Origin of the sequence: Xanthomonas hydrangeae (assembly GCF_032697525.1) — a bacterium.
In the GTDB taxonomy this organism is placed as follows: domain Bacteria; phylum Pseudomonadota; class Gammaproteobacteria; order Xanthomonadales; family Xanthomonadaceae; genus Xanthomonas; species Xanthomonas hydrangeae.
Genome location: NZ_CP103836.1, coordinates 1,146,088 through 1,159,585, shown reverse-complemented (window position 1 = coordinate 1,159,585; position 13,498 = coordinate 1,146,088). Strand labels below are relative to the sequence as shown.

At 65.2% G+C, this 13,498-nt stretch carries 11 protein-coding genes; 4 read left to right on the top strand and 7 right to left on the bottom strand.

Annotation, left to right across the window (positions count from 1 at the left end):
• Window positions 1-81: 81 nt before the first annotated feature.
• Window positions 82-2,406, bottom strand: a complete 2,325-nt coding sequence (locus tag NYR97_RS04635) for a S9 family peptidase (protein WP_316696877.1) — start codon at window positions 2,404-2,406, stop codon at window positions 82-84.
• A 160-nt stretch (window positions 2,407-2,566) separates the two neighbouring features.
• A complete protein-coding gene (locus NYR97_RS04630) occupies window positions 2,567-3,658 on the bottom strand; it encodes a DUF1615 domain-containing protein (RefSeq protein WP_210762878.1) in 1,092 nt (363 codons plus the stop codon).
• Window positions 3,659-4,040: 382 nt separating this feature from the next.
• Here NYR97_RS04630 and NYR97_RS04625 point away from each other — a divergent pair, with 382 nt between their 5' ends.
• Window positions 4,041-5,915 (top strand): GGDEF domain-containing protein, encoded by a 1,875-nt coding sequence (locus tag NYR97_RS04625; protein WP_316696876.1) that lies wholly within the window; start codon window positions 4,041-4,043, stop codon window positions 5,913-5,915.
• A 237-nt stretch (window positions 5,916-6,152) separates the two neighbouring features.
• Here NYR97_RS04625 and NYR97_RS04620 read toward each other — a convergent pair whose 3' ends face one another.
• Window positions 6,153-6,695 carry a hypothetical protein gene (locus tag NYR97_RS04620; protein ID WP_316696875.1) on the bottom strand — a complete coding sequence of 181 codons (543 nt, stop codon included), beginning with the start codon at window positions 6,693-6,695 and terminating at the stop codon, window positions 6,153-6,155.
• 309 nt (window positions 6,696-7,004) lie between these two features.
• On the opposite strand from NYR97_RS04620, the gene NYR97_RS04615 reads away from it, so the two are divergent.
• On the top strand, window positions 7,005-7,352 hold the full coding sequence (locus NYR97_RS04615) for a hypothetical protein (RefSeq protein WP_316696874.1): 348 nt from the start codon (window positions 7,005-7,007) through the stop codon (window positions 7,350-7,352).
• Window positions 7,353-7,558: 206 nt separating this feature from the next.
• Here NYR97_RS04615 and NYR97_RS04610 read toward each other — a convergent pair whose 3' ends face one another.
• Both NYR97_RS04610 and NYR97_RS04605 read right to left on the bottom strand, forming a co-directional pair.
• Window positions 7,559-8,110, bottom strand: a complete 552-nt coding sequence (locus NYR97_RS04610; RefSeq protein ID WP_316696873.1) for a hypothetical protein — start codon at window positions 8,108-8,110, stop codon at window positions 7,559-7,561.
• A gap of 124 nt (window positions 8,111-8,234) precedes the next feature.
• Window positions 8,235-9,149: a class I SAM-dependent methyltransferase gene (locus NYR97_RS04605; RefSeq protein WP_425613034.1), complete on the bottom strand. Its 915-nt coding sequence runs from the start codon at window positions 9,147-9,149 to the stop codon at window positions 8,235-8,237.
• Between the two features lie 164 nt (window positions 9,150-9,313).
• Here NYR97_RS04605 and NYR97_RS04600 point away from each other — a divergent pair, with 164 nt between their 5' ends.
• On the top strand, window positions 9,314-10,189 hold the full coding sequence (locus NYR97_RS04600) for a DMT family transporter (RefSeq protein ID WP_210762880.1): 876 nt from the start codon (window positions 9,314-9,316) through the stop codon (window positions 10,187-10,189).
• Between the two features lie 130 nt (window positions 10,190-10,319).
• Here NYR97_RS04600 and NYR97_RS04595 read toward each other — a convergent pair whose 3' ends face one another.
• Window positions 10,320-11,114 (bottom strand): transporter substrate-binding domain-containing protein, encoded by a 795-nt coding sequence (locus NYR97_RS04595; RefSeq protein WP_316696871.1) that lies wholly within the window; start codon window positions 11,112-11,114, stop codon window positions 10,320-10,322.
• 174 nt (window positions 11,115-11,288) lie between these two features.
• On the opposite strand from NYR97_RS04595, the gene NYR97_RS04590 reads away from it, so the two are divergent.
• The gene (locus NYR97_RS04590) at window positions 11,289-11,504 is read left to right on the top strand and encodes a hypothetical protein (RefSeq protein ID WP_316696870.1); all 216 of its coding nucleotides are present in this window, start codon (window positions 11,289-11,291) and stop codon (window positions 11,502-11,504) included.
• A 44-nt stretch (window positions 11,505-11,548) separates the two neighbouring features.
• Here NYR97_RS04590 and NYR97_RS04585 read toward each other — a convergent pair whose 3' ends face one another.
• Window positions 11,549-13,321 (bottom strand): expansin EXLX1 family cellulose-binding protein, encoded by a 1,773-nt coding sequence (locus tag NYR97_RS04585; RefSeq protein WP_316696869.1) that lies wholly within the window; start codon window positions 13,319-13,321, stop codon window positions 11,549-11,551.
• Window positions 13,322-13,498: the final 177 nt, after the last annotated feature.

The following is a 13,498-nucleotide window of genomic DNA, read 5'->3' as shown; positions in this document are numbered from 1 at the left end:
CGCCGCTTTCTCTGCACTCCCGGTTCAACTGCGCGATAGCGCGGCACCGTCGATGGCCGACGATGCCGCTTGCAGCGTCGCTTACTTCTCCGGCATCGGCTTCATTTGATACTGCGCCGGTGGGGTGGCGCCGAGCAGGTGCTGCACGAAGTAGTCCCAGCGGCGGCGGGCGACGTAGGGGGTGAGCTCGCCGTAGCCGTGTTTGGCGTTGGGCAGCATCAGCATGTCGAAGTCCTTGTTGGCCTTGATCAGCGCATCGGCGACCAGCAACGTGAGATGCGGCGACACGTTGTCGTCCAGCGTGCCGTGCACCAGCATCAGCCGGCCCTTGAGCTTGCTGGCGTGGGTGGCGTTGGCCTGGTCGTCGTAGTTGGACGTGCCATCCTTGTTGACGATGTGTTCGCCGTGATACTTCTCGGCCCAGTCGTCCTCGTAGCCGCGGTTGTCGTGATTGCCGCTTTCCGACCAGGCCACCTTGAACAGCTCCGGGTAGCGCAGCATCGCGGCGGTGGAGGCGTTGCCGCCGCCGGAATGGCCCCAGATGCCCACGCGGCTGGTGTCGAACCACGGGTAGCGCTGGCCGAGTTCCTTCACTGCGGCCACCTGGTCGGGCAAGGTGTTGTCGCCCATGTTGGCGTACCAGGTGTCGTGGAAGGTCTTGGAGCGCCACGGCGTGCCCATGCCGTCGATGGCGATCACGATGAAGCCCAGCTCGGCCAACGATTGATTGTCGCCGTGGCCGGCCAGGAAGCTGCGGCCGCGCACCGAGCCGGTCTGCGGGCCGGGGTAGACGTAGTCGATCACCGGGTACTTACGCGCGGGATCGAAGTTTGTCGGCTTGAACATCAGGCCATACAGCGTGGTCTTGCCGTCGCGCGCCTTGACCGTGATCGGTTCCGGCGGCACCCAGCCGGCGGCCTTGAGGCGGCTGATGTCGGCGGTGGCGATGGTGCTGAGCGTGCGCCCGTCGGCGGCATCGCGCAGCACGCTCACCGGCGACGTGACCGAGGTGGAATAGGTGTCGACGAAGCGCTTGCCATCGGGCGCCAGCGCGATGCTGTGGTCGGCGACCTCGGGCGTGAGCAGCACCGGCTCGCCGCCGTCCAGGCTCACCTTCCACAGCTGCTGGTAATACGGGTCCACGCCCGGCGTGCGGCCCACGCCGACAAACCACGCAGTGCGCGTCACCGGATCCACGCGCAGCAGTTCGGTGACGTTGCCTTCGCCGCTGGTGATGGCGCGCCTGGGTTTGCCGGTGGCCAGGTCGTACAGGTACAGCTGGCCCCAGTCGCTGCGTTCGGAGAACCACACCGCCTCGTTGCTGCCGGGCAGGTAGGCCCAGTTGGCGGCGACCTGGCCGCTTTCGTAATAGGTCTTGGCGGTTTCGTCGAAGGCGGTGCGCACGGCGCCGGTGCCGGCATCGGCGATGCGCAGCCAGACCTGCTTGTGGAAGCGCGAGGTCGAGGCGAACGCCAGGGTCTTGCTGTCCGGCGCCCATTTCACATCGTCCCACAGGCCCGGCGAGCAGCTCACGTCGTCGCACAGCGTGGAGCGGTGCTGGTCGGCGGGCATCTTCAGCCGCACCACGCTGGCGCTGGGCACGTCGATGATGACGCGCTCGATCATGGTCACGTCCTTGTCGCCGGCCATCGGGTATTTCCAGGACTGCAGTTCCGGATGCCCGAGCTTGGTGCTGACCAGGTACATGTCGCCGGTCTTGCGCTGGTCCTGCTGGAAGGTGGCGATCTTGCGCGAGTCCGGCGACCACGCAACGATGGCGTTGTCGCTGTGCTGCCAGCCGGCGTTGTCGGTGGCGTAGCCGAAGTTTTCCACGCCGTCGCGGGTCAGCTGGGTCTCCTTGCCGGTAGCCAGCTCGCGCACCCACAGGTTCCAGTTGCGGATGAACGCTTCGCGGGTCTTGTCCGGCGACAGCACGCCCGGCTCTGCCTTGTCCTTCGCATAGAGCTTGCTGCAGCGCGCACGCGCATCGCACAGCACCGCGGTGTCGCGCAGGCTGAAGCGGTAGCGGCCATCGGCGCTGAGGCTGACCTTGGGCGCAAGCGTGGCGGCCTTGAGCGGTTTGTCGCCGGTCTTGAGCAGGGTGTTGAGCGAGGCGGCCAGCGCTGCGGGCTTGAACAGCGGCGCGCTCTTGCCGGTTGCGATGTCCAGCTGCAGCAGGCGGTCGCCCTTGGCGTCGTGGTCGACGTACACCACATGCGTGGCATCCAGCCAGGTGACGCGCGTGGCGGCATGATCGACCAGGGGCTGTGCGGCGTAGTAGATCAGGCGTTCGGCACGCGCGTAGTCGGTCTCGGTCACGCTGGGCGCCTGCGCGTTGGCGGCGACAGGCAGCAGGGCGAACAACAGGACGGTGAGCAGGTGGCGCAACGGCAACGGTGTGGGCATGTGGACCTCATCAAAAGGGCGCGCGCCGACAACGGCGGTGCAACCTCGCATGCTACGTGTGCGGGCAGGGCATGCGACCCTGCCAAACGTCGTGCCTTGCCGCGGAACGAAGGTGTCAGGCGTGGTGCGCTGGATGCCGCGCGCCCTGCGGCAGGTGCGGCTACCTGCCCATGCACCGCTTCCAGCGCTCGTTCACCCGCTGCGCAAACCAGGCGGTGGTGAGCGTGCGGGTGATCTTCGGGCTTTCCAGGGTGATACCCGGCAATATGGCGCGCGGCAACGGTTTGCCGGCGCTGCGCTCGGCCAGCGCGAACACCTGGCGATACAGATCGGTGTCCTCAAAGTCGGCCGTATCGCCGGCTTCCAATGCCCGGCGGAGTTGGCGGTCGCTCATCGCCAGCTGGCTACCCAGAGCGCGCGCGGCGCGTTCGGTGCCGCCGGGTGCCTCCAGGCTGGCGCCGGGCGTGAGCAGGTCGCCGTCCAGTGCGAGCGCGATGCCGCTGGCCTTGCTCAGCGCGGCCTGGAAGGCGGCATTGCGGCTGGCGTACCAACCGGCGTTGAAGTCGGCGAAGCGATACAGCAGTGCGTCGTAACTGGCCGGATACCCGAGCAGATGTCTGGTACCGAACCACAGCCCGCCGCGACGGCTGAAGACTTCATGGCGAATCGAGTCGCCCGGTGGATACGGATAGCGCTCGGCGTGCTGCTCGGCAAACGCGATGCTCACCTGCATCGGCCCGGCGGTGTGCACCGGATTGAGCCCGTCGAACAGGCGCGCGCCCAACGGCACGCTGCCGGTGAAGTCCTCGAAGATCTTGCTCAGCTCCTGCTCGGTGCGCGCGCTGGCAATACGTGTGGCATAGCTGCGGCCATCGGGGGAGTCGATGCGCAGGGCGGCGTCGACCATGAAGCCGGGAATGTGGTGCGCACTGGCGCGGCGGTCGATCTCCGCGCGTGAAATCTTGCCCAGGTTGGGAACGACAGGATTGGCCTGATAGGTCGACTCCTGCTCGGTCACCGCCAGCACCGCGCAGATGTGCTCGGGGCTGGTGTCCAGCCCCTGCGAGGACAGTGCCACGTACACATCGTTGGCCCAGCCGGCGCGATCGGTGAGTGTGGCCGGCAGGCGCCGGGCGATATCGGCCTTGACCGCGTCCGGAGTGCGCTGCGGCGCACGCGGGGCCTGGGTGGCGCAGGCCGCCAGCAAGGCGACGGCAAGCAACGTGAGCAGGCGGGGCAAGCAGGATGTCACGGCGTCTCCAGATCTCGGGCGGCGGCTGCCGTGCGGCAGTTTACGTCGCTGCCGGACAGGGACCGGCACACAGCGGCACACACGGGATGCCGGCAGCTCGCTGCGTCGGTCGCTCCGATTCAAGCCAGGTGCGATCAGGCCGATAACGAGCTCGATCAGGAGCGTCGCGATCACGGTGCCTGGCATGCCTGCCGGTCATCATTGCAGCGGTTGCTGCATCGATGTCGCGTTCAAGCAGACGCCGACCTCGCCCAATTCCACCGCTGTCCACCCATGGGAGTGCCTGAAATGCCACAGCAACCAGCAAGCCCGGTTCGGGTCGGAGGTGACGCCGTGGTCACGGTCCCGGCGCGTTGTGCCTTGTCGCCGTCATGAGTCGCCGATGAGCCTCCTTGCGGTACGCTGGCAACGGGTCTTCGCGGGGATCGCATTACTGCTGAGCAGCGCGGTGGTGTGGGCGCAGCCGCAGCCGTGGAAGGCGATCGAATCGGCCGCGATCGACGACCCCAAGGCCGCGTTGCAGACCGCCCAGACCTTTTTGCAGCAGGCGCGCAGCAATGGCGACGCCGACGCGCAATTCTGGGCCTTGCTGGCCCAGGCGCGCATCCTGATCTCGCTGGAAGACAACGATCATCGCCAGCTGGTGCTCAGCCAGGCGCGTACCGTGTTGGAGCAATTGCATGGCAACGCCGCGCAGGCGCAGCTGTGGCTGGATACCGTGCAGGCACTGAGCGATGTGCGCGAGAATCCCAACCGCGGCATGGTGACGCGGCTGGAAGACCTGCGTCAGCGGGCGCGGGCACTGGGTCGCAACGATCTGCTGTGCGAAGTGGAAGCGGTCGACATGTGGAGCATGCTGGCCTCCAGCAGCAGCGATGAGGCATGGAAGGCGGCGCAGGCCAGCTACCAGTGTGCGGTGCGCGAGCACACCTTGAGCCTGGAGCTGGACGCGTTGACTCAGCTGGGGTCGCTGGCCAGCCGTGTCGGCGGGCGCATGGCAGAAGACAGCGAAGCCGAAGATTATCTGCAGCATGCCTTGACGCGCTTGCACGGGCAGCCGGCACGCTTCCAGCGCAGCTTGATCGAATACGAATACGGCACTTCGCTGGCCGCGCAGCAACCCGAGGCCGCCTTGCTGCATTTCAAGCGCGCTCTGGCGCTCAGCCGCGCGCTCGGCGATCAGGCCGGCGTGGCCGCAGCATTGACCAGCGCCAGCGAAGCCCTGAGCGAAACCAGCGATGCGAATGCGGCATTGGCGATGGCGCGCGAGGCGCTGCCGCTGATGCAGAAACAAGGCAATGTTGGCCGTATCGCCTCATGTCATGCGGTGTTGCTGCAGGCATTGACGGTGTTGAAGGCAGACAGCCTGGGGGCCGAGATCGTCGCGGCCAGGGCGGCGGATGACCCGAACCTGACCTTGAGCCGGCGTGCGCAACTGCTCGATGCCATTGCCCAGGCGCTGGCAGCGGAAGGCCGCCATGCCGAGGCATATCAAGAACTGCAACGCGCCAACACGCTGCGCGCGCAAAGCCTGGACCGCCAACGCGACACCGTGATGCTGCGCTTGCAGGCGCGCTACGAAGATGCCCGCCGTGGCGCCGAAACCGCCGAGCTACGCCGCCGCAGCGAGACCGCGCAACTGGCCTTGCAGGCGCGCGAAGCCGGCCAACGTACGCTGTGGATCGCCCTATGTGCGGCCTGCCTGCTGTTGCTGGGCGCCTTGGTGGTGCTGGCCTTCGGTGCGCGCCATCGCCGTCAGCTGTCCCGGCTGGCGATGCGCGACGAACTCACCGGCCTGCCCAATCGCCGCGCCATTCGTTCCGAGGCGCAACAGCAGATCGAGCAAGCGTTGCGCTCGCAGATCCCATGCATGCTGGCCTTGATCGATCTGGATCACTTCAAGCTGATCAACGATGTGCACGGCCACGCCACCGGCGATGCGGTGCTCAAGGCGCTCGCCAGCGCCTCGAAGCTGGCCTTGCGCACGCAGGATCGCCTGGGCCGCCTGGGCGGCGAAGAATTCCTGCTGGTATTGCCGGGCTGCAACGCGGAAGAAATTCCTGCGGTGTTTGCGCGCCTGCGCAGCGCCGTGGCCGCCATCCAGATTCCCGGCCTGCCGGCAGACCAGCCGGTGCGGTTCTGCATGGGCGCGGTCAGTGTCACCGCCGCCACCGGCCTGGACGTGCTGCTGAGCCAGGCCGATCTTGCGTTGTATGCAGCCAAGACTGCAGGGCGCGATCAATGGGCGGTGTGCTGAGCGTGCGTGCGTCGATCGCGTGTTTACGGATCGCACTTTTTAAATCGCTGGAGTCTGCAGTCGCGCTGCAGCATCGAGCAACGATGCCACTCTAAACCGCATGACGTTTTTCATCGCAGTGCGTTGTGCACCCGCGTGTGAGGTGACCAGTGGAGTCAAGCGAAGCGAGAAGGCTCGATCGCGCCTTGCGGACCACGTGTCGCGGTCCGCAAGGCGCCACCGACGATACCGTGGTGCTTACTGACTGACTTCCTGCATCGGCACCTTGTGCTCCTTGGAATATGCGCGCTGCGCGGCATTCAGGGCTTCGATATCGACATTGAGCTGGGCCGACACGGTTTCCAGGTCCTTGGCCAGCGGTGCCAGCTCGGTATTGGTGTAGCCGTTGGGCAGTGCAGCAAAGCGCTCCAGCGCGGCCATCATCGCATCGGCGCTCTTGAGGTAGGCCGACAACTTGCCGTCCAGGTCCTTGGCGTTGTCCGGCACGCCCGAGGCCACGGCGGCATTGGCCTGCGCATTGGCGGCAAGCGCCTTGCGTTGGCTGCCCAGCGCGGTCTTGTAGCTGTCCAGCGGCTTGTGCGCGATCGCATCGTTCACCAGGCTCTGCCCGCGATCGCCGGACACCCACGGGTCGATGATGGTCACCGCGCCGTTCCAGACCGAGATATTGTGCAACAGGTACTCGTTGGAGGAGAGCTTGGAAGCGCCGGTGGTGCCGCCGCCGCAGGCAGCAAGCAGCAGACTGAGGGAGACAAGCAGGAGTGTGGTGAACGTCTTCAAAGCGAAAGATCCTTGAGGGAAGACTGTAGCCGCCGTTGCATGGCGTCACAGCAAAAAATCCAAGGAAGCGTCCAGACAATCCGCGTGGCAGTGCTGCCGGCCATCTTCCTTGAGACGAATGCAGCGTGGAGCGTTCCATGTCACTCGATCGAGTGCGCTGCGCGGCGATTATAGCGGCTGCGATCGGGCTGCACGTGCATAGCGTCGTGTTGCAGTTGAAGGCCGCGTCCTGTCTGCGCGATCACGCCGACAGGCGCCGATGCAAAGCGCCAGCGGTAAACTGCGTCGCACGATTGCAGAGAGGCCTGCTTGAAAAAACGTCCCAAATCACCGCCACCACCGACGCCGGTGCCTGCCAATTCCCGCATCGTCGACTGGCTTGTCCGCCTGGTGGTCCTTGTGATCGCGGTGGCCTGTTGCGGGCGACTCTGGTTGTTGTTGCAGGCGGTGATCAGCGGGCGCTATGTCAGCGTCGTTCGTGGTCGGCCGGCCAGGACGTTTTATGCCGACACCGACCCGCAGCGCTACTGGATCTCGATCGGCTGGGACGGCCTGTTGACCATTGCCCTGTTGGCGGTGGTGGGCGTGTTTGCGTATCTCGCATGGAAGGATTACCGGCGCGATCGTGCCGAGGCCATGCGTCGCGGCAGACGCTGATGGCAGGCCACGCCCACCGACCATCTCGACGGGTCCTCGCCCGCCCACCGTCGCGGGCCCTTACGCGGCATGGATGCGCGTAAGGGCCTACAGGGATGTACTTGCGGCGTGTCCCGCGATGGTGAGCGGGCAAGGGCCCTGCAGCCAGGCCGCAGATCAGCGGCTACGCACACCTGGCAGTGCTGTGCGCGAGTCTTGAACAGACTTCACGGTGTCCCACGCTTGCGCGAAGGTTTGGCTGCGTTGCGCTTCGGCCAGGTGTCGTAGCTGTAGACGAACTCTTTCTGGTCGGCACCGCGTGTCGGGTCGCAATGCCAGGAGCTGGCGACGATGCCGGCTTCCAGTACATCGTCGACCTCGCGCACGGACTGCGATTCGAAGGCGCAGATCGCCCCGTAGAGTTTGATGTCCCAGTCCGGGCTTGCCGTTTGATGGGCATGCTGCACCAGTACGATGTCGCTACCTTGGAAGTGGTGTACCTGTGCGCTGCGGTCGCGCGCGATGCTGAAATAGCACGGCGCACCGATGCCCAGCGGAAACACTTCGTCGTCGCGCAGCACGGCGCATTTGCCATCTTGCTCGCCCAAGCGAATGGTGCGCCCGGCCAGTGTGGCGGTGGTGACTGGGTTGGAGAGCGTGACTTCAGACATGGGCTGCGCGGGCGGTGTCTGTGCCTGCGATTGCGTCTGTGCACCTGCTGGCGCGCACAGCATCAGCACGAGTGGGGCCAACCATAAGGCAGTGAGATGGAGGCGCATGCAACATCCTTGTCGAGGGCGGTGCAGTATCGCAGATTCATCCGCTATCGCTGTCTGCGTGGCCCACGCGTTGAGGTGTCCCAATGATGGCGGGGGCGGTTGGACCTGATCGCGCAGACGATACTCAGCGCCGCGCAGGCAACGTCGCCAGCACACCATCCAGGGCGAGTTGCGTGCTGAAACCAGCCTTGCTCAGACGCTTGCTCACTTCATTGGGAACATCGCGCCCGCTGGTGAATTTGTTGGGCGCGCCGGTGTAATGGAACATGCGCCCGCCGCGGCGTAGCACGCGCGCCAGCTGGTCGTAGAACACCTGCGAATACAGTTCGCCGGCGATGCCGAAGCGCGGCGGGTCGTGCAGAATGGCGTCGACCGAACCGTCGGCCAGTGTGGTGACGTGCTGCGAGATATCGGCGTGTGTCAGCTGCAGACGTCCACCGCTGGCATCGTCGTCCGGATCCGGCGACCACGGATTGAGGGTGCGCAGCCACAGCACGTCGGCGTTCTTTTCGAACGAGTGCAGTTGCGCCACGTTGGCCTCCAGGCAGCAGGCGGCGAAATAGCCCAGGCCACCGCAGGTATCCAGCACGACCTTGCCGCGCGGATCCACCAGCGCCACCTTGCGGCGCGCATCGTCGAACGGCGACAGTTGTGCCGACGGCAACATCTTGATGCCGTCGATCTCGAAGGTGGGCGCGCCCCATTCGGTCGGCACCAGCTTGATCAACGCACCGTTGAAACGCGAGATCGGCGCAAAGTCGTCGCCGTCCCAGAAATACAGCGTGCGCTCCTTGAGCTTGCCGGGATACGGGTAGCCTCTGCCGCGCCACTGCCAGGTCTGCGCATCCAGCTGCGCAGTGCCGGTGCTGCGGCCCAGGTCCAGCGACCCGGTCCATTGAGTCAGACCATTTCCGCGCGCGGCAAGCAGGGCTTGGGCGTCAGAGAGGATGAGTAGTGGGCCGGAGTAATGGGGCACGGGTGACAGGGTCTGGATTCGGACGCGTAGCGCGCGCGCCGGTGTTAAGGAAGGAATCGGCATCGTAACCGACCCATAGCGTGCCGGCATCCTGTTGTCTGCAAGTAACCCAGGAGTGCGCAAAACCGGCCGCGCGCAACGATTCCTCCAACGCACGGTGCACCGCATACTGTGCACTGCCCGCACCGACATCGCGTCGGATCGGCGCCAACCGTGGAGTGTCGGCAATGCTGAAGGGTGTGTTGTTGGGGTTCGCCTGCTATGCGGCCTATTCGATCAGCGATGCGTTCGTCAAGCTGCTCGAAGGCACGTTGCCGGTCTACGAAGTGCTGTTTCTCGGCGCGTTGCTGATGCTGGTGGCGGTGCCGTTCTTGAAGAAGCCCGACGACCGCCTGCGCGAGCTGGTGATGGCCAGGCAGCCCAGTCTGTGGCTGCTGCGCGCGCTTACCGGCGCGATCGGCAATCTGACATCGGTGATTGCCTTCACCACCTTGCCGATGGCCGAGGCCTTTGCGCTGATCTTCTTGATGCCGATTTTCGTGACCGTGCTGTCGGTGGTGTTCCTCAAGGAAGAAGTGCATTGGCGGCGTTGGTCGGCGGTGATCGTGGGCTTCATCGGCGTGTTGATCGTGTTGCGCCCCGGCTTTCGGCATCTCACCCACGGGCATGTGGCGGCGATCGTCTGTGGCCTGGTGGGTGCGATCTCGGTGATCACTTTGCGCATGGCCGGCCATAGCGAGAAGCGTTTGACGCTCTATGGCGCCGGCGTGATCGGCCCATTGGTGATGGGCGGGATCATGATGTTGCCGACCTTCGTCTGGCCCACGCTGTACCAGTGGTACCTGTTGGCAGGCTACGGCTTGCTTGCGGGTCTGGCGGCGATCTGCCTGATGTACGCCACGCGCATGGCGCCGGTGAGCGTGGTGGCGCCCACGCAATACAGCCAGATGTTGTGGGCGATCGCGTTCGGCTATCTGCTGTTTCACGACCACCTGGATTGGCCGATGGCGGTGGGCATCGCGTTGATTCTGGGCGCTGGTTTGTTCACGCTGGTACGCGAAGAACAGGTGTCGCGTTGGTGGCGACGGACCAAGATTGTTTGAAGGCGGCGCGGTGCGCCGCGGGAATGGGGAGTCGGGAATGGGGAATCGGAAGAGCGCTGTTTCGACATGTCGCGATGCGCGTGATGCTGTTGCGATTCCCTATTCCCTATTCCCTATTCCCAGCTGAGCGTTACGGTGACTTGGTGGATTCCGGGCGCGGTGCGCGCCAGGTTTCGACGATGCGCGCGTACTCGCCGCTGGCCTTGCTCATGTGCAGCCATTGGTCGATATAGGCCTTCCATGCGTGGTCGTCGCGCGGCAGCAGAAAGGCCTTTTCGCCGTATTGCAGCGGTTGCTCCGGCGCGATGGCGCATAGCGCGGGCAGGCGTGCCTGCTGGTACAGCGCCTCGGAGGCATCGGTGATCATCACGTCGGCACGCCGGTCCACCAGCTCCTGAAAGATGGTGGTGTTGTCGGCGAACAGGCGCAGGGTCGCATGTGGCAATTCGCGCCGCGCGAAGGCTTCGTTGGTGCCGCCGGGCGGCTCGATCACGCGCACCTCGGGTCGATTGAGTTGCGCGATGCTGCGGTAACGCGTCTGGTCGGCGCAGCGCACCAGGGGGATCTTGCCGTCCACGTCCAGCACCGTGCTGAAGCCGGCCTGGCGTTGCCGCTGCAAGGTCACCGAGATGCCGCCGACTGCAATGTCGCAACGATCGGCGAGTAGATCGGGCAGCAGGTGCGGCCAGCTGGTGCGTACGAATTGCACGCGTGCACCCAGGCTGGCGCCAAGCGATTGTGCCAGCGCGATGTCGCTGCCTTCGAAGTGCCCGTCTGCGCGCAGCAACGAATAAGGACGATAGTCGCCGGTGGTGCACACGCGCAGCACGCCGGATTGCAGCACTGCATCCAGACGTGAGGCAGGCTCGGCAGCATGCGCGCTGCCGCAGGTCAGCAGGAATGCGAGCAGAGCGCGATGACGCATGGTTTGGCCTCGAAGATGAGTCGTCATGATAACCATGGACTTACACCGCTGGTTTCGGCGCGTTTTCAGCCAACGCACGTCAACAGCGTGTCAGCGCGGCGATGCTCAGGCTCACGGTGCACTAGCGTTGCGCGGCCTAGCGTTGACGCATCACTGAACGCAACGGAGTCGCCCATGCATCTCAATCCACGTACTGCTCGCCCGATGACCACGTTCACCACAGGCGTTGCCGCGCACGGCACGCCCGATCCGGATACCAACGAAGAAGAAAGTCCGTTGGAAGAGCAGACGCCGCAGCAAGGCGGTTTGCGCGAGGAGGTGGGCGATTTGGAAGAGGATGACGATCAGGCACTGCCGGGGCGTGTGGGTGGTGGGCTTGCTGGGGGCTAGTAAGTGTTGGTTGCTGGGCCGCGTTTTGCGAATTGATCAACACCTCAGGGGAACTGCACGTTGCCCGGTTCGAAATACACCGGCTTGTTGCCGTCTTCTGGCAGGGCGGGAATGGTATCGAGGATGGCCTGGCCGCGGATGTCGGTGATGCGGATGGAGAGCGGTTGGTTGCCCAGTTGCTCACCGAGGAAGTGGTTGTAGTCCATCTTCTGCAAGCTCTTCCAGGTGCTGCCTTGCTTCACTTCGAACTTGACCACCGGGTAGGCGTGGTCACGCACCTGGATCGCCGCCCACCAGCGCGAGCTGCCTTCCTTGATGCGGTATTGCACGTTGCCGGTGATGGGTGCGCGCACGATCTTCCAGCTGATCGGGATGCGTCCTTGCACCATGTCGCCGATTGCGGCAAAGGCATTCGGTGATAAGTCCAGGCCGCCGGATGCGCCGTCCGGATACAGGTCGGTGACATAGACGACGGTCTTGCCCTTGGGGCCGGTCACTTCCAGATAGGCGCCGGCAAGTGCGGCCTTGACCCCACCGAAGTTCATCTGGGTCGGGTTGAGTGCGGTGATGAACGCGTTGCTGGGGATTGGATCCAGCAGGACTGCACCGCCGGAGTAGCCGGAGCCGGTGTAGGTCGCTGTGCCGCTGAAGGTGCTGTTCCAGGTGGTCGCCTTGCTCGCGTTGGCGGTGTTCGCGCTTTTTGCGGATGCGCTGGAAGATGTAGCTGTCGCCAAGCCCCATGCTTGATGCAGGATCTGCAGCTTGTCGCTGCGTGGGCTGCCATCGCCGGCGAGCAGGCCGCCATTGTTGGCATTGCCTATTTCCCAGCTGCCCAGAAAGGCACTGCGCATGCCGGTGCTTGCCAGATAGTCGCTCAATGCCTGTTGCCATGCGGGATCGCGCGGGTCGCCATCGCCCAGGCCGCCGCCAATGCTGACCGGCAGCACCGCATGGTCGGCGGCAAACGTGCCGAAGTCGCGCTGCCAGCTCGCTGGCAGACCACGTGGAAAGTCGGCGGCTGCGAAGGCATCTGCCGCATCGCGATCCGGCCCCGCCAGTTTGGGCATCAACACCAGTTGCTTGGCCGGGATGCGCAATGGCACGCAGGCAAGCGGCTGCAGATTGCTGCCGGGCGCCTTGCGCGCGGAGTCGCTGCAGAGCGCGTTGTTGCCCACGCCTTCCACACCCACCACCCAGCGTGGTGCCTGTTTGAGGACGGTGGTCGCCGCGCGTGAAGCGATGCGATTCCAGTCTGCGTCTGCGCTGCTTCCGGCCCAGGTGGCATTGCGGTAACCGCTGCTGCCCAAGTCGATGCCGATCACGCCGCTGGTGGTGCCGTAGCGGGTAGCGAGGGTGCTCAAGCCGGCTGTCCAGGCTTGCTGCTGCGCGCCCAGCTGCGGTGCGGAGTCATCGCACCCGCCATCGGCAAATGCGAGCAGGACCTGCATGCCGCGTTGGGTGCTGGCGCGCACGACCACATCGAGCAGCTGTAACGCATTCAGGCCGCGCAGTGCGGGGTCGTCTGCGACATCGGCCGCAGCGACGGGCTTGGCTTGCAGCGTCGCCGTGCAGACCGGCACGCGCAGCGCATTGATATCGGCTGCCTGCATCTGATCCAGCGTCTGTTGCAGCGTGCTGTTGCGCAGACCCGCCGCAACCAGCGCAGCGCGGTCGAAGCCTGGCCAGGTCACGCCGCGCAGTTGCAGCGCCTGACCGCGCGCGTCGATCAGTTGCCCGTGCGCATCGACCTGCACGGCCAATGCAGAGACCGGGGCCAGCAACGTCATGGCCAGCAATAGATGGGAGCGTGAGTACATGGGAGTGTCCTGAGGGTTGGGCCCGCGCAGGAGACCAGCAATCGCACTGCGCGGTCCGTGCGCGCAGTCAAGGAAGCGGGCAGGAGCGCGTGCTGCAGCCAGCGCAACGAGCGCGCTGGGACGCGGATCGCTGTTTGTGCGAGATGCCGCACGGTTGCCATCTTGGTCGCGACAGTG